Origin of the sequence: Dyella sp. GSA-30, from assembly GCF_027924605.1 — a bacterium.
Taxonomy (GTDB): Bacteria; Pseudomonadota; Gammaproteobacteria; order Xanthomonadales; family Rhodanobacteraceae; genus GSA-30.
The window spans coordinates 2,064,003-2,084,635 of record NZ_AP027042.1 but is presented as its reverse complement, the minus strand read 5'-3'; the positions used below and the strand labels follow the sequence as shown (position 1 = coordinate 2,084,635).

At 61.2% G+C, this 20,633-nt stretch carries 21 protein-coding genes; 13 read left to right on the top strand and 8 right to left on the bottom strand.

The window, feature by feature from the left end:
* Positions 1 to 221 precede the first annotated feature (221 nt).
* From QMG46_RS09225 to QMG46_RS09215, 3 genes are all read left to right on the top strand, one after another.
* Positions 222 to 923, top strand: a complete 702-nt coding sequence (locus tag QMG46_RS09225; protein WP_281852215.1) for a fimbria/pilus chaperone family protein — start codon at positions 222 to 224, stop codon at positions 921 to 923.
* A gap of 3 nt (positions 924 to 926) precedes the next feature.
* On the top strand, positions 927 to 1,637 hold the full coding sequence (locus QMG46_RS09220; protein WP_281852214.1) for a DUF1120 domain-containing protein: 711 nt from the start codon (positions 927 to 929) through the stop codon (positions 1,635 to 1,637).
* A 78-nt stretch (positions 1,638 to 1,715) separates the two neighbouring features.
* Positions 1,716 to 4,109: a fimbria/pilus outer membrane usher protein gene (locus QMG46_RS09215; protein ID WP_281852213.1), complete on the top strand. Its 2,394-nt coding sequence runs from the start codon at positions 1,716 to 1,718 to the stop codon at positions 4,107 to 4,109.
* 11 nt (positions 4,110 to 4,120) lie between these two features.
* On the opposite strand, the gene QMG46_RS09210 is transcribed toward QMG46_RS09215, so the two are convergent.
* The gene (locus QMG46_RS09210; protein ID WP_281852212.1) at positions 4,121 to 5,287 is read right to left on the bottom strand and encodes a PilT/PilU family type 4a pilus ATPase; all 1,167 of its coding nucleotides are present in this window, start codon (positions 5,285 to 5,287) and stop codon (positions 4,121 to 4,123) included.
* A 22-nt stretch (positions 5,288 to 5,309) separates the two neighbouring features.
* The gene (locus tag QMG46_RS09205; protein WP_281852211.1) at positions 5,310 to 6,347 is read right to left on the bottom strand and encodes a type IV pilus twitching motility protein PilT; all 1,038 of its coding nucleotides are present in this window, start codon (positions 6,345 to 6,347) and stop codon (positions 5,310 to 5,312) included.
* Between the two features lie 297 nt (positions 6,348 to 6,644).
* Here QMG46_RS09205 and proC point away from each other — a divergent pair, with 297 nt between their 5' ends.
* The 3 genes from proC to QMG46_RS09190 are packed head-to-tail and all read left to right on the top strand — an operon-like array spanning position 6,645 to position 8,696.
* On the top strand, positions 6,645 to 7,475 hold the full coding sequence (gene proC, locus QMG46_RS09200; protein WP_281852209.1) for a pyrroline-5-carboxylate reductase: 831 nt from the start codon (positions 6,645 to 6,647) through the stop codon (positions 7,473 to 7,475).
* Complete coding sequence (locus QMG46_RS09195; protein WP_281852208.1) at positions 7,472 to 8,059, top strand: YggT family protein; 588 nt, start codon at positions 7,472 to 7,474, stop codon at positions 8,057 to 8,059. The genes proC and QMG46_RS09195 overlap by 4 nt, the downstream gene beginning before the upstream one ends.
* Positions 8,060 to 8,081: 22 nt before the next feature.
* Complete coding sequence (locus QMG46_RS09190) at positions 8,082 to 8,696, top strand: hypothetical protein (RefSeq protein ID WP_281852207.1); 615 nt, start codon at positions 8,082 to 8,084, stop codon at positions 8,694 to 8,696.
* On the opposite strand, the gene QMG46_RS09185 is transcribed toward QMG46_RS09190, so the two are convergent.
* From QMG46_RS09185 to pdxH, 4 genes are read right to left on the bottom strand one after another with little or no spacing between them, the layout of a single operon-like run.
* Positions 8,668 to 9,471: a cobalamin-binding protein gene (locus tag QMG46_RS09185; protein WP_281852206.1), complete on the bottom strand. Its 804-nt coding sequence runs from the start codon at positions 9,469 to 9,471 to the stop codon at positions 8,668 to 8,670. The two genes, QMG46_RS09190 and QMG46_RS09185, sit on opposite strands and share 29 nt — an antisense overlap.
* Positions 9,472 to 9,528: 57 nt before the next feature.
* A complete protein-coding gene (locus QMG46_RS09180) occupies positions 9,529 to 10,041 on the bottom strand; it encodes a hypothetical protein (protein WP_281852205.1) in 513 nt (170 codons plus the stop codon).
* Entirely contained in the window at positions 10,038 to 10,481 is a 444-nt protein-coding gene (locus QMG46_RS09175; RefSeq protein ID WP_281852204.1) for a secondary thiamine-phosphate synthase enzyme YjbQ, read from the bottom strand. Before QMG46_RS09175 ends, QMG46_RS09180 begins: the two co-directional genes overlap by 4 nt.
* 10 nt (positions 10,482 to 10,491) lie before the next feature.
* A complete protein-coding gene (pdxH, locus tag QMG46_RS09170; protein ID WP_281852852.1) occupies positions 10,492 to 11,079 on the bottom strand; it encodes a pyridoxamine 5'-phosphate oxidase in 588 nt (195 codons plus the stop codon).
* Positions 11,080 to 11,155: 76 nt separating this feature from the next.
* Between pdxH and QMG46_RS09165 the strand changes: the two genes are divergently transcribed.
* On the top strand, positions 11,156 to 11,968 hold the full coding sequence (locus QMG46_RS09165; protein WP_281852203.1) for a kinase: 813 nt from the start codon (positions 11,156 to 11,158) through the stop codon (positions 11,966 to 11,968).
* Between the two features lie 3 nt (positions 11,969 to 11,971).
* On the opposite strand, the gene QMG46_RS09160 is transcribed toward QMG46_RS09165, so the two are convergent.
* Positions 11,972 to 12,319, bottom strand: coding sequence for a YbjQ family protein (locus QMG46_RS09160; protein ID WP_281852202.1), 348 nt, complete (start codon positions 12,317 to 12,319; stop codon positions 11,972 to 11,974).
* Positions 12,320 to 12,470: 151 nt separating this feature from the next.
* Complete coding sequence (locus QMG46_RS09155; RefSeq protein ID WP_281852201.1) at positions 12,471 to 13,340, bottom strand: SDR family oxidoreductase; 870 nt, start codon at positions 13,338 to 13,340, stop codon at positions 12,471 to 12,473.
* A 2-nt stretch (positions 13,341 to 13,342) separates the two neighbouring features.
* Here QMG46_RS09155 and QMG46_RS09150 point away from each other — a divergent pair, with 2 nt between their 5' ends.
* The 6 genes from QMG46_RS09150 to QMG46_RS09125 all read left to right on the top strand — a co-directional run bounded on the left by QMG46_RS09150 (position 13,343) and on the right by QMG46_RS09125 (position 20,574).
* Positions 13,343 to 13,921 carry a shikimate kinase gene (locus tag QMG46_RS09150; RefSeq protein WP_281852200.1) on the top strand — a complete coding sequence of 193 codons (579 nt, stop codon included), beginning with the start codon at positions 13,343 to 13,345 and terminating at the stop codon, positions 13,919 to 13,921.
* Positions 13,918 to 15,018, top strand: a complete 1,101-nt coding sequence (gene aroB / locus QMG46_RS09145) for a 3-dehydroquinate synthase (protein ID WP_281852199.1) — start codon at positions 13,918 to 13,920, stop codon at positions 15,016 to 15,018. Before QMG46_RS09150 ends, aroB begins: the two co-directional genes overlap by 4 nt.
* A 41-nt stretch (positions 15,019 to 15,059) precedes the next feature.
* Entirely contained in the window at positions 15,060 to 15,320 is a 261-nt protein-coding gene (locus tag QMG46_RS09140; RefSeq protein WP_281852198.1) for a WGR domain-containing protein, read from the top strand.
* A gap of 1 nt (position 15,321) precedes the next feature.
* On the top strand, positions 15,322 to 16,392 hold the full coding sequence (hemE, locus tag QMG46_RS09135; RefSeq protein ID WP_281852197.1) for a uroporphyrinogen decarboxylase: 1,071 nt from the start codon (positions 15,322 to 15,324) through the stop codon (positions 16,390 to 16,392).
* An 83-nt stretch (positions 16,393 to 16,475) separates the two neighbouring features.
* Positions 16,476 to 17,249, top strand: a complete 774-nt coding sequence (locus QMG46_RS09130; protein WP_281852196.1) for a DUF4328 domain-containing protein — start codon at positions 16,476 to 16,478, stop codon at positions 17,247 to 17,249.
* Between the two features lie 670 nt (positions 17,250 to 17,919).
* Positions 17,920 to 20,574 carry a TonB-dependent receptor gene (locus QMG46_RS09125; protein ID WP_281852195.1) on the top strand — a complete coding sequence of 885 codons (2,655 nt, stop codon included), beginning with the start codon at positions 17,920 to 17,922 and terminating at the stop codon, positions 20,572 to 20,574.
* Positions 20,575 to 20,633 lie beyond the last annotated feature (59 nt).

The window sequence follows — 20,633 nt, the reverse complement described above, 5'->3', positions numbered from 1 at the left end:
GCGACTGAAAGCCGGCGATCCGGCCGCCGCGCCAGTGACAACGCAACACCAGAAGGGATCTTAGGATCCCTTCTTTTTTGTCTTTTTTGCGTCGGAAGGCATGCATTAAATCGATATAGAACACCTAAAAAAACATTGGTCGATCCGACAGACATCGCAATTCGTCGGCGATACTCTTTCCACACTGAGCGGCATAGCTGCACTCTCAATGGAGACAAGCCATGGATTGGCGAACATCATTGAGCCTCGCACAGAGGTTCGTCGTACTCTTTTTGTTCGTGACCGCAAATGGTCACGCGGCAACGTTTGCCCTGGAAGCCGGCAGCGTTCTCCTTTACGAGGATGAAGGCAGGGCTGCCTTCAACGTCACCAATACCGGCGACGATCCCATTCTTGTTATTAGCAAGGTCAAAAACTTGAAAGAAGACGACATCGCCGATCGTCTTCTTGTCACCCCGCCCATAACGCGCATCGAGCCGCGTCAGAGTCAGCTTATCCATTACGTGCTTCGAGAAGGCGAAGCGCTGCAGGAAGAACACATGCTGGAAGCCTCGTTCGAGGCCATACCCGTTAAAAAACAAAGCGCCGCGACAATCAATATAAAACAGATCATACCGCTGATGATCTATCCGAAATCCATTGCGACGACGGACGAGCCCTGGCGAGATCTAACCGTCCGCCATGAGGATGGCAGGCTCGAAATACGAAACACAGGCAAACACGTCGTACGTCTACTGCCCAGCCTACAGACTCAACCTCAAGCCGCGGACATCCCCTTGAAGCTGCCTTATCTCATGCCAGGAGAGGTCACAAGCCATCGCTTGTCAGACAAACCAGAACGTATACGTATCACCCCTATGAATAGACGAGGATCCGTACTCACACCCATAACCATCACTGTCAAAAACATCGGCAGCGACTGACCGATGCCGGTCACGCTTGATCAGCGCGATCACCAACGCAAATGCAGCGCATCGAACAACGTCATTCAAACTCAGCGAGGTTTCATCGTGAACAAAAAAATACTAGCTTTAACCGCCTTGATTGCGACAGCCTTCGAATCTCATGCTCAAGTCGCCGATCTTAATGTCATTGGCGTCTTTGGAGACTCTGGCAAATGCTCCGTAGATGTATCAAATGGTGGAACTTACGACCTTGGCACTATCTCGTCTTCACTCGTTAGAAAAAACCAAACCACCCCTCTTCAATCTCAGACTGCCACATGGACGGTGGCATGCGACATATTAACTTACGTCACACTCACAACGGCGGATCTTGAGAGCGCCAGCTCGTCAGAGCTAGGCGATCGGAATTTCGGACTTGGGAATGTAAATAGCACCGGGAAATTGGGCTCCTATACAGTTACAGCAAAAAATCCTGCCGTCGACGGTCAAGATGCGCTCTTTTCCACTTACACCGTTGCTCCCCAAGGTAGCGCGACTGCTCTTCTCAGAAAAGGGGCGCACAGCACCTGGATGCGCTTGGACAATGGAAACCTACCAGCTAGTGGTCGGCAGTTCAAAGTAGACCTTGAAGTAAACCCCAGGCTTGCAACAGAAAGTGAAATGGCGGGACTGCCTCCGGACGGCACACCATTGAAGGGCCATTTGACGCTGACCATTAAGCAAGGCCTATAAGTCAATATCCGCGTGTAGAAAAAAAGCTGGTCACGCACCACCATCAAATTAATCCATCGCCATGATGAACGGAGTCACATGTCGATCAAGATATCTCGAGTTGTTTTTTCGACCGCACTGCTTTCGACCTGCCTCGCAACAAAACCATGCTGCGCGGCTCCCCATGGCGGCCCGGTCGATTTCGATGCGGACCTCCTTCGCGCACGCGGATTTCCCGACGAAATAGCCACTTATTTTCGCGACAAACCACATTTCCTTCCCGGCGTGCAGCCGGTCTTGGTAAGTGTTAATGGCCTACCTCCTCAAAGTTTGGAGTTGAGCTTCAATGAGGAAGGCTTTCCTTGTTTTGACGACCGCCTATGGACGCAACTACGCATACGCGGCGAACACATGCCTGCCGGTTGTCTGACGCCCGGCAGGCCCTCGCAACATCTCCAACTGACACTGGATCCATCCCGCTCGTCTATCGAGCTGCTGGTAGCCGACACGGCATTGCCGCCAAACCACGATGGTTTCGATCGCGGCGGACAGGCGGTTCTACTTAACTACGATGTTCAAGCAACGCAGTCCAAATACCGCTCTCACCACTGGAACTATTTTGATGCCCGACTTGAGCCGGGCATCAACGTAAGCGGGTGGACCCTGCGCGCCAAGGCCTACTATTCGCGTTATCAGGGGACAAGTCGCTATTGGAACGAAGGCGCGTACATCGCCAAAGCCATCGAACCCCTATCCGCAATTTTTCAGGCAGGGCGCTTTACCAGTAGCACCTTCTCATGGGGTGGTCTTCCCCTCACGGGCGTACAGATCGCATCGGATACCGCTCAATCTCAGCAAGGCGCCTCATCCGCGGTAGCGACAGGTGTAGTGCAAACGCAGGCCATTGTCGAAATTCGCCAGCATGGACAACTAAGGTATCGCACCGTCGTGCCTCCCGGACCCTTCTCACTTTCATCCATACCGGGCGTTGTTCCAGGCATCGACATGGAGGTCGCGATCACCGAGGAGAGCGGACATCGGCAATTACTGAGCATCCCTGTACCGCCTGGCGCTGCGTATGTGACGCAAGTGGCTTCGTTTCAGTTCGGCGCGGGTAGATATATGCCCGATTACCGAGCCGGCGGCAGCGATCGTCACGCGCCGATGGTCCTCACCATGGAACGGGGTACACCGCTTACTCCCCGCACCAGTGGATCGCTTGGCCTGCTCTGGTCTGAAGGTTATCGTTCGGCCGCTATTTCCGTGAATACCAGCCACCCCGACAAAGGCCGCAGTGCGGGAGTAAACCTCCGCGCGTCCAAGACACCGTCGTTTGGCGCAGGCGTCGAACTATCGGCCAATGGGTCCTGGGCTCTTACACCGCAGATAGTGGCAAATACATCCGTGCTCGTGCGTTCGCGGCGCTTTGCAACGCCCGAACAAGGTTTATGGCGACTGCCTGGGGTAAGCGCTCAGCGCGCCATTCCTTCATCGTCGCAACGCGCAATGACATCTTCGCTCGCGTGGTTCTCGCCCGGATGGGGTACCTATAGCTATTCGTTATCGCTGAACCAGGCCACCGCGTGGCTTGCTCCCGTCCGCCACGCGTTCACAGCAAGCTGGAAGATGAAGTCGTCCACTTGGAATCTAACGGCTCAACACGATGGAAACCGTTGGCAAACGCTATTCTTGAATGTCGACATCCCGTTGGGAACCGCTCGATGGCAACACAGCGCGCAAGCCAGCGGAAACTATCGTAGTGTCACCGCCAGCTATTCGAATGCGCTCCCGGATAGCCGAGGTAGCTATCGCTTTCAAGCCACGCAAGACAACGCTGGTAGCACACGGCTGGGAGCCTATACATCGCTCAACAATCGTTTCGCCCGATCCAGTGCAAGCTTCTCTGTCGGTCGATCGTCGCGATCTGGAAGTATCCATGCGTCCGGCGGCATGGTATTGGCCGACCGGAATCTACTTTTCTCCCCCTCACCATTGACGGATACGTTTGCCGTTATGCGTTTCCCGGAACTTGCCGGCCTGCGCCTCCGCGGCCCGGGCGGCGCAACGGTGACCAACAAGCATGGATACAGCCTCATTCCCCAGTTGTCGCCTTATCAAACACAAACGGCATATGTCGATGGCAAAAGCATTCCCATAACGTATCGCGTCGCCAGCAGCACCGTAGAGCTCTCCCCTGCGCGCGGCAGTGTTATCCGCCGAACCGTAGATGCGTCCCAGGTCCGTCAACTGATCTTGACCGCATCCATGGCGGACGGTCGGCCCGCACCACAGGGGAGCGCCGTCCTGGACATATCCGGCAAGCTGGTAAGTACCGTCGCAGACAGCGGAAATATCATGCTGACAAACGACCAGATCGGTGCCCGCTTGCAACTCAAGACGAGCGAAGGACACCTCTGCGGATTGGACTACAAAGCCCCTGAGCGATTCGACCCGAATCGCCCTTATGAGGAGTCCAACGCTACCTGTCGTTGAAACCCGGCAGCTCAGCGCTGGTACAAGCCACCACCGAAGTTCTGGCTGTCGCGTGTCTCTTCCAGCTCCACGCCATCGAGACCCTGCGACAGGGTATGTGCATCGCCGCCCTGCGCGAGCTTGATGCGCAGGCGCACTTCGTTGGAGCTGTCGGCGTGACGCAGAGCGTCTTCGTAGGAGATCTCACCGGCGTGATAGAGCTCGACCAGGCTCTGGTCGAAGGTCTTCATGCCCAGGTTGGTCGATTCCTTCATCACTTCCTTGAGCTTGTGGATCTCGCCCTGACGGATGTAATCCTGCACCAGCGGCGTACCCAGCATGACTTCCACCGCCACGCGACGCGCCTTGCCGTCCGGTGTCGGGATCAGCTGCTGCGCGACGATGCCCTTGAGGTTCAGGGACAAGTCCATGAACAACTGCTGGCGGCGATCCTCGGCGAAGAAGTGCAGGATGCGGTCCAGTGCCTGGTTGGCGTTGTTCGCATGCAGCGTGCACAGGCACAGGTGACCGGTTTCGGAGAAGTTGATCGCGTATTCCATGGTTTCACGCGTACGCACTTCGCCGATCATGATCACGTCGGGCGCCTGGCGCAGCGTGTTCTTCAGCGCGTTTTCCCAGTTGTCCGTATCGATGCCGATCTCGCGCTGCGTGATGATGCAGCCCTCGTGCTTGTGCACGTATTCGATCGGGTCTTCGATGGTGATGATGTGGCCGGTGGAGTTCTGGTTGCGGTAGCCGATCATCGAGGCGAGCGAGGTCGACTTACCGGTACCGGTACCGCCGACGAAGATGATGATGCCGCGCTTGGTCATCGCCAGCTGCTTGATCACCGGCGGCAGGGTCAGCTCTTCGATGGTCGGAATCTTCGATTCGATCCGGCGCAGCACCATGCCGACGCAATTGCGCTGGTAGAAGCACGAGACGCGGAAGCGGCCTACGCCCTGCGCCGAGATCGCAAACTGGCACTCGTGAGTCTTTTCGAACTCCTCGCGCTGCGAAGGCGTCATCACGTTGAGCACCATGTCGCGCGACTGCTGCGCCGACAGCGGGCTCTGGGTGATCGGCACCACGCGCCCCTGCACCTTCATCGACGGCGCAATGCCGGCCGTGATGAAAAGGTCCGAGGCCTTCTTGTGGACCATCAGTTTCAGGAACGAGGTGAAGTCGAAATCGCTCATGGCTGAACTCCCGAGTCACAGCTCATTTAAACTGCTCTTTGTTCTTCGCGTAGCTACCGGCCGCCTGACGCGTGACCAGACCGCGCTTGACCAGGTCGAGCAGGTTCTGGTCGAGCGTCTGCATGCCGTATTGCTGGCCGGTCTGGATCGACGAATACATCTGCGCGACCTTGTCCTCGCGGATCAGGTTACGGATCGCCGGAATACCGACCATGATCTCGTGAGCCGCGATACGACCGCCGCCCACTTTCTTCATCAGCGTCTGCGAGATAACCGCGCGTAGCGACTCGGACAGCATCGAGCGGACCATCGGTTTTTCGCCGGCGGGGAACACGTCGATGATGCGGTCGATGGTCTTGGCGGCCGAACTGGTATGCAGCGTGCCGAACACCAAGTGGCCGGTTTCGGCAGCGGTCAGCGCCAGTCGGATGGTTTCCAGGTCGCGCAACTCGCCGACCAGGATGAAGTCGGGATCTTCGCGCAGCGCCGAACGCAATGCCTCGTTGAAGCCGTGCGTATCGCGATGCACTTCGCGCTGGTTGACCAGGCACTTCTGCGAGGTGTGCACGAATTCGATCGGATCCTCGACGGTGAGGATATGGCCGTATTCGTTCTTGTTGATGTGATCGACCATCGCCGCCAGCGTGGTCGACTTGCCCGAGCCGGTCGGGCCGGTCACCAGGATCAGGCCCTGCGGCTGCTCGATCAGTTCGCGGAAGATGCGCGGCGCAGCCAGGTCTTCCAGGGTCAGCACCTCGGAAGGAATGGTACGGAACACCGCACCGGCACCACGGTTCTGGTTGAACGCGTTGACGCGGAAGCGCGCCAGGCCGGGGATTTCGAACGAGAAGTCGCACTCGAAGAATTCTTCGTAGTCGCGGCGCTGCTTGTCCGACATGATGTCGTAGATCAGCGAATGGACCTGCTTGTGCTCCAGCGCCGGAATATTGATGCGGCGCACGTCGCCGTCCACACGGATCATCGGCGGCAGGCCGGCGGACAGGTGCAAGTCCGATGCCTTGTTCTTCACCGAGAAGGCAAGTAGTTCGGCGATATCCATCGGTTCCCCCTAAAACCCTTAAGTCCGGATGTTCTTATCTTTTGGCTACCGAGGGCGCACCTGGACGCGTTAGGCGCTTGCGCACCCGGCCCGGACCGCAGGTTCCCCCCGTGCAGCGGACCCGATACTACTCGTGCCAAGGCCCGCGCCACCAGCCTTATCGGCGGGCCTATGTCCAAAGTGCGAACTACGGTTGATGAAAGGTGCGCAACTAGACCAGATAAGCGATGACGCGACGATGACCGCGGCCACCCCCGGTGCGCTAAGGTAAGCAGGTTCTACAGGTAAGGAAGCGGCATGACACGAATTGCATTTATCGGCGGCGGCAACATGGCCCGCAGCCTGATCGGCGGCCTGCTCAAGACGGGCATCGCCAGTTCCTCCATCAGCGTGGCCGAACCCCGTGCCGACGTGCGTCAGGAACTGGGGCGCGAATTCGGGGTGGCCTGCTTTGCGGAAAATCGCCTGGCCGCTGCCGAAGCCGAGGTGCTGCTGCTGGCGGTCAAGCCGCAAATCATGCCCAGCCTGCATACCGAGCTGCGCGACACCCTGCAACGCCACCGCCCCCTGCTGATTTCGATCGCTGCCGGCGTGCGCGTGGACCAGCTCGAACGCTGGTTTGGCCATGGCCTGCCGATCGTGCGTTGCATGCCCAATACGCCCGCCCTGATCGGCGCCGGCGCGACCGGCCTGTACGCCAACCAGCGGGTCAGCCCACCCCAGCGCGCGCAGGCTCAACACATACTCGACGCCGTTGGCCAGACCCGCTGGATCGACGACGAACGCCTGATGGATACCGTCACCGCGGTCTCCGGCTCCGGTCCGGCCTATTTCTTTGCCCTGGTCGAGGCATTGGAAGACGCCGCGGTCGCCCAGGGCATGCCGCGCGAAACCGCCCGCGCCCTGGCCGCGCAGACCTGCCTTGGCGCCGGCCGCATGATGGTCGAAAGTGGCGAGGACCCTGGGGTATTGCGCCAGCGCGTCACCTCTCCTAATGGCACCACCCAGGCCGCGCTGGAGAGCTTCGCCGCCGACGGCCTGGCGCGCATCACCGCTCGCGCCGTGGCCGCCGCCACCCGTCGTGGCGAGGAAATGGCCACCGCCCTGGACAAGGAGATGGGCGCATGAGCTACCTGATCAGTGCGTTCTCTTTTCTGCTTGAAGTGGTTTTCAGCGCGGCGGCTACCCTGATCGTGCTGCGCCTGCTGGCCGAAGCGAGCCGGGCGGACTTCAACAACCCGCTCAGCCAGTTCATCTACCGCTACACCAATCCGATCCTGTCGCCGATCCGGCGGATCATCCCCAACTGGCGGCGGATCAATACCGCGGCGGTGCTGATCGCCTGGCTACTGATGCTGCTCAAGCGCCTGCTGATCTTCGTGCTGCTCGGCCGCATGCCCGGTATCGCCGGGCTGTTGCTGTTGTCGTTTGCCGACCTGCTCGACTTCATCCTGGTGTTCTACCTGGTGCTGATTTTCGTGTGGTCGCTGATGAGCATGTTCCAGGTCGATCGCTACCACCCGGTCCTGCGCCTGATGAGCAGCCTGGTCGAGCCGATACTGCGCCCGGTGAGGGGCAAACTGGTGGCCGCCGGGCTGGATTTCGGCCCCTGGGTGGTCATGATCGTGCTGGTCCTGCTGCGCCTGCTGGTGGTCGCGCCGCTAACCGGTTACGGTATGCAGCTCGCCCTGGGCATCGGCTCGGTCGGCTGACAATCCTCAAGAGGTCGTTTTGATGTTCGCCATAGCATGGATGGTGTTCACGGGCATGCTTGCCGGCGCGCCGGCGGTAGACAGTTCGGCAGATACGCCGCAAGTGGTTGTCGACGGAACGCTGCGGACGCCCGACGGCACCGAGCGAACCGCAAAGCTCGCCATTACCTGCGCGCCCGGTCAGGGCGGTGCCCTTTCCATGCATTTGCAACTAATGAGCACCGCACGGCTCAATTTCGACCTGGACGTCTACGAGGGTCCGAACACGGCGGCATCGAAGAAGCCCAGCGCGCATCTTTCGGCCGGTTCGCAACAAGCGCCGGCGCTGATCTCGGTGGGCGCTTACGGCAGCCGTGGCCAAGCCCCTTACACATTTACCGTCAGTCAGGCCATGACCGGCCCCGCGCCGGTCGCCAAGAAAGGCAAACGCGCTCCCAAAGGCTCACCAGCCAAGAGCGCCCCGGCGTCGCTGCTACGGGTCGCCGAGGCCCTGGGGATTGCCGGCGGCGAACTGACCTGGACTCAGGACGCCTCCCGCTCTGGCGAAAAGCCGCTGGTCGCGCATTTCGCCCCGGAGACCTGGCAAGCCCAGCAGATCGCCGACGAGATCAAGCCCTGCGTGACGCCCAGCCGCTGATCACGGCATGAATCGCGTCCAGCCCGTCGAACAATGCGGCGGGTCCAGGCTGCAGGATGAGCGGCGATTTGATTTCATGCAGCTCGCCATCGCGCACGGCGGGAATCGCCTCCCAACCGGTGCGGGCCGCGACACGCTCGGGCCGGAAACGCTTGCCGCACCATGAGCCCAGGATGATGTCCGGCGCCTGCTCGATCACCACATCCGGGTTTTCCAGGATGCGATGCTTGGCCAGCGATTCGCCGGCCTGATGCGGAAACACATCGTCGCCACCGGCAATACGCACCAGCTCGGCCACCCAGCGGATACCGGTAATCAGCGGTTCGTCCCATTCCTCGAAATACACCTTGGGACGACGCGGCAATAAAGCGGCCTTGGCCTCGATCTCGGCGATATGCTGCTCGGCCTTGCGCGCATACGCATCGGCCTTCTCCGCCGCGCCCACCATCGCTCCCAAGCGCCGGATATAGGCAAGGATGCCCTCCACGCTGCGATGGTTGCTGATCCAGACCTCGATGCCGGCCTTGATCAGGTCACGCGCGATGTCGGCCTGGATATCGGAAAAACCGATCACCAGGTCCGGTTCGAGTTTGAGAATTTCACCGATCTTTGCGCTGGTAAACGCCGAGACCTTCGGCTTCTCCTTGCGCGCACGGGGTGGCCGCACGGTGAAACCGGAGATACCCGCAATGCGGTGTTCTTCGCCAAGGGCGTAGAGGACTTCGGTGGGCTCTTCGGTGAGGCAGACGATGCGACTAGGGAAGGCGTCGGACACAATGAACCGGCTGGGCGTGGAGGGACTTCCTACTTTCGCACAAGTCCGGCGGGCATTTCAGAAGCGGGAAGCTTTAGGGCAGACATAAGGCTGCACCTCGAAAAACAATCGCTTGTCGACCACCGTGGCTAACGGCTCGCTCGATGCGAATTGGTCGTAGGCAATAAATCCGTGCAATGGCTGCTCCCGAGTGATCGTCCACCTCGTGCAGTTAGAGGGGCAGTAACCAAAGTTCTTAAATTTGGACGGCGATACCGTGTTATGCATGATGACCTTCGCCTGCCCGGTCCAACCACCGAGCTCTCCCCATTGGTCAGGCCATTGTTCAGCGGACAAACAAAGAGGGTGCGGGTCTTCAGATTCCAGCACGAGATCAAATCGAGCCAAGGCGTCGTTCGGCGCAACGCTCATTCGAAACATCGGCGGCACGGAATCTCTTTTCCCTGATTCAGGAGAACATCCGAGCAGACACCATGCCAGCACGAAGATCGCCAACTCATGAATTTTCATTGTGCGAAAAATGGTGGCCTGCTTGAGCCACCCGACCGTGAACACGCGTAGCCCGCTCAATGCCCAAGCACCGTCACCATCACCTTCCGCTGATGCGCGTCACGCCGATGCTCCCACAGATAGATGCCCTGCCAGGTACCCAAGGCCAACTTGCCACCATGAACCGGCACGGTGAGGGTGACACCGGTGAGGATGGCGCGCACATGCGAGGGCATGTCGTCCGGACCTTCGGCGTCGTGTTGGAACAACGGGTCACCGTCGGGCACCGCACGTGCAAACCAGCGCTCCAGATCGTCACGCACGGCCGGGTCGGCGTTTTCGCTGATCAGCAAGGAACAGCTGGTGTGCTGCACGAAGACATTGACGATGCCGGTCTGCACGCCCGAGGCACTGACGACGTCGCCAACCTCGTCGCTGATCTCGACAAAACCACGGCCACGGCTATGGACCGTGAAGCCTTGCTGGGCGACGTGATCGGCTGGCTTGGCGCGTGCGGTCATGGCGGATGGCTCAGGGATAAAGCAGGCGGTGGGTCCAGGTCTGGCCATGGCGGTTCCAACGCACGCGCTCGTGCAGGCGGAACTCGGCGCCGTACCAGAACTCGACCATGTCGGGTTCAACCACATACCCGCCCCAGTGTGGAGGGCGCGTTACGTCGCGGCCCTCGAACTCTTTCTCGTAGTGCGCCACGCGCTGCTCGAACGTCGCCCGCTCAGGCAGGGTCTGCGACTGCAGCGAGGCCCAGGCGCCGATCTGGCTTTGTCGTGCACGGGTAGCAAAGTAGGCGTCCGATTCGGGAGCCTGCAGCTTGCGCGTCACACCTTCGACACGCACCTGCACGCCGTCGCGCAATCGTTTCCAGTGAAAGCAAAGCGCAACCTGCGGATGAGCCGCCAGTTGCTGGCCCTTGTCGCTGTCATAGTTGGTGAAAAAGCGAAAGCCGCGCTCATCGGCGCCTTTCAGCAGTACGATTCGCGAACTGGCGCGACCGTCGCCGTCGACGGTGGCCAGGGTCATGGCGGTGGGTTCACGCTCGCCGGCCGTCTTGGCCTCGTCGAGCAGTTGTAGGAAGGTAGCTAGAATTTCTTGATTCAGCATGACGTTATAAGGACTGGAAACTCTTGATTCGTGGCCGTCTCGCGCCATCATGGCGCGCATGAATATCGATGCTAGCATGCAGAATTCGGCCCTGGCCGAACACCTGCTCGATCAATACGCCGGGCGCATCGCGCGTGCCAGGCGTCCCTACCTGCTGGGCCTGTCCGGCCTGCAAGGCAGCGGCAAGAGCACCCTGGCCCGGGAAATGAAAGCCCAGGCCGAGGCACGCGGCTGGCCGACCGAGGTCCTTTCGCTGGATGACTTCTACTACTCGCGCAGTGAGCGCGAGGTGCTCGCCCATCAGATTCACCCGTTGCTGCGCACCCGCGGCGTGCCGGGCACCCACGAGATCGAGCTGTTGATGTCGGTGCTGGCAGCCCTGCCGCATGCCTCGGACAAACTGCCGGTCAGCTATCCGCGGTTCGACAAGGGTCGCGATACCCGCCTGCCACCGTCACGCTGGCCCAAGGTGACCCGTCCACCCAGGCTGATCATCCTCGAAGGCTGGGCGCTGGGTATTCGACCGCAGTTGCAGTCAGCACTCGAACCGCCGATCAACGCGCTCGAACGCGATGAAGATCCCGACTGCGTCTGGCGTCACTGGGTCAACAAGCAGCTACGCGGCTACCAGCCGTTGTGGCGCAAGCTCGACGCATTGATCGTGCTGCAGGCACCGAACTGGGACATCGTGCGGCAATGGCGCAGCCAGCAGGAAGAAGAACTGCTGGCCCGCCATGCTCCACTGGCCATGGACGCCAAGGCGATGGTGCGCTTTCTCGCCCACTACGAACGCCTGAGCCGCCATGCCCTGGCTACCCTGCCGTCGCTTGCCGATAGCGCGGTGGAGTACGACAACCACCGGCACGTCACCGGCATTACGCACAACTAAGAGTTATCCGGCGACCGGTTCGACCCATACCGCCGTGCCATAGGCGAGCACTTCGGTGACGCCCTCGGCGACATCGTTGGCGTCGTAGCGCATCGCGATCACCGCGTTGGCGCCGTGCTCGGCGGCATGCTGCAGCATCAGCTCGAAGGCTTCTTCGCGAGCTTTTTCGCAAAGCTCGGTATAGATGGTGATGTTGCCGCCGACCAGGGTCTGCAGCGCGGCGCCGAGGTTGCCGATGACGCTGCGCGAACGCACGGTGATGCCACGCACGATGCCGACCGGGCGGACGATGCGAAAACCGGGAATTTCGTTGCTGGTGCTGACCAGGTGGGGCTGGATACGCTGAGGCATGGACGAACGCTCCGTGGGATGTCTTGCGCATCCTATACGGCGGCGGGCTCGCTTCGCATCGCCTCTTGTTCCCCCTCACCCCAACCCTCTCCCCCGGCATAGCCAGGGGAGAGGGAGCAAAGCTTGCCTCAGTCAGGCCCCTCTCCCCTGGCTATGCCGGGGGAGAGGGTTGGGGTGAGGGGGGCTCTTGAAGCAACGCCGCATAACCTTCCCGAGCATCGCCCCACCGAGGAACAAAACCACTTTCCCGCAACCGCGCATTACTCAAACGCTTGCTGCCGACACCCGCCGGTGCGGGCCCTGTCGCGGGCACCGGAACACCCACCTGCCGCGCAAGAAAGTCATAGAGCACATCCAACGGCAGCGGTGTGTCATCCGCGCCCACGTAGAGCGGCAAGACCTCAGCGAGCATAAGCAGATGCATGATCGCATCGGCTGCATCGTCGACATGGATGCGATTGGCCCAATGCGGCACGTCGCGCGGCACGCGTACCTGACCGCTGCGCAAGCGTTCGATCAACTGCATGCGCCCCGGCCCATAGATGCCGGCAAGGCGCAGCACGACCGATGACAACGCCTGATCGGCGAGCCATCGCTCGGCTTCCAGCAACACGCGACCGTTGAAGCTCAACGGATCAGGCGGCGTGGTCTCGCCGATCCACGCACCATCGTGCTCGCCATAGACGGCACTGGAAGAAACAAAGACCACACGCCGGCACACGGCCAGATCCAGCGCACCAAGCAGATTCCGCAAGCCCTCGACGAATACCGCACGATACGCCGCTTCGTCGCGCGCGTCGGGCGCCGGCAGAAACACGATGCGGGTGATACCGGCAGGCAGGCTAGCCAGGCTGGCCGGGTCGGACAAATCGCCCCGCAGCCATCGAAGCGCCCCCTTCCACGCGGGTGGATGGCGGCGCAGGGCCCATACGGACGCACCGCGATCGATAAGCCGCTGGGCTACGCGCTGGCCCAAATCGCCGCAGCCGGCGAGCAGGACGCGTTCGCTGCTAAAGTTCACCTATGAATCCCTCGTGCAATCTCTTTATCGTCGGTCCGACCGGCGCCGGCAAGACGTCGATCGGTCGACGTCTGGCTGCGCATTATGGGCTGCACTTTATCGATCTGGATCAGGAGATCGAGCACCACTGCGGGGTGCCCGTGAGTACCGTGTTCGAAATCGAGGGCGAGGCGGGCTTTCGTCAGCGCGAATCGACCTTGCTGGACGAATGCAGCCAACGACAGGGCGTCTTGCTGGCTACCGGTGGAGGCGCCGTATTGGCCGCCGACAACCGGCGGCATTTGCGCGAGCGCGGTTTTGTGATCTGGCTGCAGGCCAGCGTCGAACAACAGCTCGAACGCCTTGCACGCGACACCAAGCGTCCGTTGCTGGCCGGCGTCGACCGCCGCGAGCGGCTGGAAAACATGTCGCTCGCACGCGTCGATTTTTATCGGGAAGTCGCCGACCTGGCCATCCCCGGCGAGTTCGAAGGCGTGCCCGCGGCGAGCGAGCGCAGCATCGGCCTGATCGACCAGGCCTGGCAGCGACAGGCTCCGCACCACCATGCCGATACCGGCACCTTGAAGACAACCGACGTATGAGTCTCTCCTCCCTTCTTCGCCGCATCGACGTCACCCTGGGCGACCGCAGCTACACCGTGTCCATCGGACCCGGGCAGCTCGACGACACCGCTTATTGGCGTGCCCGCTTGCGTGGGCGCCATGCGCTGGTGATCAGCAATTCCACGGTCGCGCCGCTCTACCTCGAACGCATCGCAAAGGGACTGGATGGCCTGCAATGGTCGTCGTTCCTGCTTGACGACGGCGAAGCGCACAAGAGCTTTGCCAATGTGGGCCGTGCACTCGAAGCGCTGGCGCATCTGGGTGCGACCCGCGATGCCTGCGTCATTGCGCTGGGCGGAGGCGTGGTCGGCGACCTGGCCGGCTTTACGGCTGCCTGCTGGATGCGTGGTATCGACTTTATCCAGATGCCGACCACCTTGCTGGCGATGGTCGACTCTTCGGTCGGCGGCAAGACCGGCGTCAACCTGCCCGCCGGCAAGAACCTGATTGGCGCGTTCCACCAGCCACGCGCCGTCATCGCCGACACCGACACGCTGACCACCCTGCCCGATCGCGAGTACCGCGCCGGTCTGGCCGAAGTGATCAAGGGTGCCGCGATCGGCGATCCCGAGTTCTTCGGCTGGCTCGAACAGCATGCCGATGCGCTGTCCGTGCGCGACACAGCAACACTGATCGACGCGATCGCCCGCAAGGTGGTCTACAAAGCCGGCGTCGTCGCGCGGGATGAAACCGAACAGGGCGAACGCGCCCTGCTCAATCTCGGCCACACGTTCGGCCATGCGCTGGAAACGGCCGGCAACTACACCACGTTGTTGCACGGCGAAGGCGTGGCGGTCGGCATGGTGCTGGCCGCGCGGTTGTCCGAGCGGCTGGGCTTGAGCGAAGCGGCCGATACCGCGAGATTGCAGACCCTGCTCGAACGCACCGGCCTGCCGACCGTGATCCCGCCGGGCATGCAGCCCGATGTGCTGCTGGGCCTGATGCGGCTGGACAAGAAAAACCTCGCCGGCACTCTGCGGTTGATTCTCTGGCGCGGCATCGGGCAGGCGGAGATCGTCAGTGGCGTGGACGAAGCCCAGGTTCTAGCTGTGTTGACCGAGGCCTGTCCCGGTTGAACGGCACAGCACGCCGCACAACCAGCTAAACTCTCGGCCCCATGCGCATCTATATGCAAACCGTGCCCGGCACCGCCGAGGCCCCACGCTATGTCCAGATCGTGCTGGAGCAGGATCTGCTTGGCGGCTGGACGCTTTATCGCGAGACCGGCACCCAGGGTGGCCGCGCCACGCTCAAGCGCGAGCAATATCTCGAACGCGACGAAGCCATCGTCGCCTTCGAAAAAGCACGCGACGCGCAACTCAAGCGCGGTTACCGCGTGATGTTCAGCCAGGGACAAGAAGGCCCCTACGGACGTTGATATGACCGATGCATTGAAGAACGACCGCTTCCTGCGGGCGCTGCGCCGCGAGCCCACCGATACCACACCGATCTGGGTCATGCGCCAGGCTGGCCGCTATCTGCCCGAATACCGCGCCACCCGCGCGCGCGCCGGCAGCTTCATGGCCCTGGCGCAAAATCCCGAACTGGCTTGCGAGGTAACCTTGCAGCCGCTCGAGCGCTTCGAGCTGGATGCGGCCATTCTGTTCTCCGACATCCTGACCATTCCCGACGCGATGGGCCTGGGTCTTTCCTTCGCTACCGGCGAGGGCCCGCAGTTTGCGCATCCCGTGCGCAGCAAGGCCGATATCGACAAGCTGGGCGTACCGGACATGGCCAGCGAGCTGCGCTATGTCATGGATGCGGTCAGCCTGATCCGCCGCGAACTGCATGGCCGGGTTCCGCTGATCGGCTTCTCCGGCAGCCCGTGGACGCTTGCTTGCTACATGGTCGAAGGCGAAGGCTCGCGCGATTTCGCCAGGCTGAAGGGGATGTGCTGGAACGAGCCTCAACTGGCGCACAAACTGCTCGACACCTTGGCCCAGTCGGTCGCCGCGTACTTGTCGGCACAGGCGGCCGCAGGCGCGCAGGCGCTGATGATTTTCGATACCTGGGGCGGCCTGCTTGGCCCGGCTCCGTTCCGTGAGTTCTCGTTGCGTTACATGGCGCAGGTTGTCGACGCATTGAAGGCGGATGCCTCGGCTCGTGACTTGCCGATTATCCTGTTCTCGAAGGGCGCCGGCCACCACCTGTCGACCATGGCCGATACCGGCTGCACCGCGCTCGGTGTGGACTGGACGATCGATCTGGCCGATGCACGCCAGGCCGTCGCCAGCAAAGTCGCGCTGCAAGGCAACCTCGACCCGTCGGTATTGCGCTCCAATCCGGAGACCATCCGCCGCGAAGCGCGCGCCGTGCTCGACAGCTACGGCAACCACCCCGGCCACGTGTTCAACCTTGGCCACGGCATCACGCCGGAAGTCGATCCGGAGCATGTGAAGGTGCTGGTGGACGAAGTGCACGCCTACGGCAAGGTATTGCGAAACGCCTGACCGGACTTGTCTTGCCACGTTTCGCTGCGCATGATCGGCAGGCCAGCGCCCGCTGGCGGGGGAACGACAGGGGGATGTCGAACATGCAGACGGAAAATCCGTACAGCGCGCCCGAGAGTGCGCTGCAAGGCAGCGAGTTGCTCAACAGGACCACGAGCGGCAAATACTTTTTTCGACCGGCTCAAGGGCTGGCGCTGGGCACCTATATCACCGTGGGCGCGCATATCGCCGCGCTGCTCATGAACGCCGCGGTGTTGATCTATGAGCACCACTTGCTCGGTCTGGTACGGGATGGTGCCACTGCCGGTGTGGACGCGCGTTCTTCGCTGGCATCCGGCGACAAGTTGCTAGTGGTCACCAACGGCTTGATCCTGCTTTGCCTGCTGGTCAGCTACGTCGGCGGCGGCATGTGGATCTATCGCGTTGCATGCAACGTACGCGCGCTGGGCGCAGACGATCTGGACGACAGTCCTGGCTGGGCGGTGGGCTGGTACGCGGTACCCTTTGCCAACCTGGTCCGGCCCTTCAGGGCCATGCGGCAGATTTTTCTGGCCAGCGAGAAACCCCATGATTGGGACGACAACAGCAAGCCCGCCTTGATTGTTGTCTGGTGGACGTTGTTTCTGCTCTACAGCTTCGGCGGCTACATCACCGGTCGGCTGACCCAGGGGACCAACATCGAAGACGTCATGAGTCTGCAGTTCTGGCTGGTCACCTATCGCGCCATATGCGTTCTTGCTAGCGCGGCGTTCATCAAGGTCGTCTGGGAAATCACCCGTTTGCAGGCAAAGAGCCATGCGAACCCGGGCAGCGAACGCGTCAACCTCGCCGACAACCCGGTGTTCGCGAACGTCTAGTTCGATACCAGAATCACCAACGCTCCGATCAACAGATAGGGGCGTTGGTGTACTTCATATCCCCAGGGCCATCGTATTTCGACGCACTGCAGCAATCAGGCCTGCGGCGATGAAGCGACCCGGGTCGATCTCGTTCATAAAGCGGCAAAGCCGCACAGCAACAAGCGATCGACGGCGCGGCCCTTCAAGCGTTGCGTCAGGCCTTATCCCAATCGGCACTTGAATCGATCCAAAAATGGTCGATTTTTATTGCGGCGCAAAAACAAGGCTCTGATTTTTCATTCACAGAATCAATGCCTTGGACCATCGATCTAATTTTTAGATCGAGTGAAATTTTTATTGACAACGTTGTCGGCGGCCCTCAAGAATTGCGCCGTCGGTAGATACCTTTTGTCTGCCGGTCGCGGCTTTGGATCACCGCGGTGTCTTGCCCATGCCCGCGCCGGCGCTCCCCCACCCCAATCGCGCTGCGGACATAGGCAAGACACGTTGAATTGGGGAGCCCCAATCCGCTTCGCGGGATGCGACTCAAAAAAAACCGTGATGAACGACGCCACCGCCGCAAGGCAGTGCGGGTTCGCTTTGTCGCAAAAAAACAAGGATGCGTGCGCCCCCGGCTCGCCGTCCTCCGATCAGTCAGTTTTACGCACGTCTTTGTAGGGAGGTCGGCGTGAATTACCGTAAGAGCGCTCTTTCGATGGGTATTGCCGCCGCGTTGCTTTTCAGCACCGCCGCGATGGCCCAGGATGCCGGCACTAACAGCCAGCCCCAGAGCAAGAGCAACACCAACGGCAGCCAGCCGGCCGCCAACAATCAGCCGCAGGCTGCCGACCAGAACAAGGCCACCCAGCTCGAAGGCGTGACCGTCACCGGTATCCGCGCCAGCCTGCAGAAGTCGCTGGACCTCAAGCGCAACTCCGATTCGATCATCGATGCGATCTCGGCCGAAGACGTGGGCAAGTTCCCCGACACCAACGTCGCCGAATCGTTGTCGCACCTGCCCGGCATCAGCGTGGACCGCAACTTCGGCGAAGGCGACAAGGTCAGCATCCTGGGCACCGACCCGGCGCTGAACCGCCTGCTGCTCAATGGTCAGACGCTGGCCTCGACCAACTGGACCTCCGATCCGAACAACCCGGACAGCCGCTCGTTCGACTACAGCCTGCTCACCTCGGAAATCATCGGCACCGCCGAGGTCTACAAGACCCCGCAGGCGCGCATCGACGAAGGCAGCATCGGCGGCACGGTCATTATCAACACGCGCCGTCCGCTGGATCTCAAGGCCAATACCCTGACCGGCACGGTGAGCTACAACTACAACGATCGCGCCAGCACCGGCAAGCCAAACGCTTCGGTGCTCTACAGCTGGAAGAACGACGACAACACGTTCGGCGTGCTCGGCTCGGTGATGCATTCGGACCGCATCATCCATCGCGAAGGCACGGAAATTTTCGGCTATCAGCGCGCGGGCGATCCGACCGATACCGATCCGAATCATCAGTTCTCGCCGACCGTGGTTCCTCCGGGCACCACCGCCGTGTATCCGACCGCGATCAACACAGCGCTGTTCGAGCAGGAACGCAAGCGCGACGGCGTGTCGACCGGTATCCAGTGGAAGCCGAACCAGAACTTCGAGCTGAACTTCACCGGCCTGTACGTCACCGAGAAGTTCAACAACTTCAACCAGAGCCACTACGGCGACTGGTCCGGCAGCGCACCCGATGCCACCTCGCTCAACGTCAACAACGGCCTGGCCACCAGCGGTTCGTACGGTGCCGGCGCGCCGACCTACCTCGATGGCTACGAGCGCTACTCCAAGGTGAACACCGGCACCGCGCAGTTGCGCGCGGACTGGCACGGTGACGGCTGGAACGCATCGAGCCAGATCGGCTACACCGGTTCGACCGGCGGTTCGCAAGGCATCTACAACGTGCAGTTCCAGGGCTTCGGCGGTTACGACTGGAACCTCGCCGGCCAGCATCCGCAGATCAACTTCAACAGCCCGAACGATCCGAGCCAGATGCTCGCGCACGGCGCCGGCTTCAGCTATGCGCCCAGCTTCGATCGCGAGCGCTACTTCCAGGCCGATTTCAATCACGACCTGGCGCTGGGGCCGCTCAACGAAATCGAGTTCGGCATCAAGTCGAGCAACCACTACAACGGCCAGACCGGCTATGCGGCATTGATCCCCTCGCCCGATGGCAGCGGCGTATCGCTGGCCGACCTGGCCGGCGGCATGACGCCCAGCGGCTATCTGGATGGGCTCAATGCCACCCAGAGCATGAGCAACTGGACGCAGATTAATCAGGGTGCCCTGAAGAACTACGTGCAGAGCCTGTACACCAGCGCACCGATGGATCCGAAAGCCACCTACAGCATCGCCGAGCAGAACCGCGCGTTCTATGTGCAGGGCGATTTCGGTGGGGACAACTACCGCGGCAACCTGGGCGTGCGTTACTTCCATACCCGCGATGCAGTCACCGGTTACCAGAGCATCGGCGACAACCAGTACGCGCCGCTGGACAAGCACAGCAGCTATAACGACTGGCTGCCGTCGTTCAACATCGCCTACGACCTGCGCGACGACCTGACCCTGCGCTTTGCGGCAGCCAAGACGATCGCCCGCCCGCGCTTCCAGGAAATGACGCCGTACATTGCGCTGGACGATCGCACGCTGACCGGCTCGGGTGGCAACACCGACCTCAAGCCGTACAAGTCGACCAACTACGACGCGACCGCCGAGTGGTACTTCACCGATAACAGCCTGCTGTCGGCGGAGTTCTTCTTCCGCCGCATTTCCGGCTACATCCTCAACACCAACGTCGAGCAGACGCATTTCAATCTGACCGAGTTGCAGGATTCGGTGTACTCGATGGAGATTCCGGTCAACGCCGGCGTCGCCAAGGTCAAGGGCCTGTCACTGACCTACCAGGGCAACTTCGGTTACGGCTTCGGCATGCTGGCCAACTACACCTACTCCGATGCGGACACCAGCAACAGCTTCCCGCTGCCGTACAACTCGAAGAACTCGTTCAATCTGACGCCGTACTTCGAGCAGGGCCCGTGGAGCGCGCGCGTGACCTATAGCTGGCGCTCGTCGTACTTCACCCAGATCGCGCAGCTGCAGTCGGCGCAGATCACCGGCATCTTCCGCGAGCTAGACGCATCGATCGGTTACCAGATCAACGACCATATGCGCATCTCGCTCGATGGCACCAACCTGCTGGACGAAACCTATTTCGTCTACAACAACACGCCGAGCGAACCGCTGAATGCGTACAAGAACGGCCGTACGTATACGTTGAACCTGGGTCTGAAGCTGTAACCGGCCACTGCCCGGGCGCTTGGCGCCCGGGCAGGGTCATGCGATAACGAACATCCCAA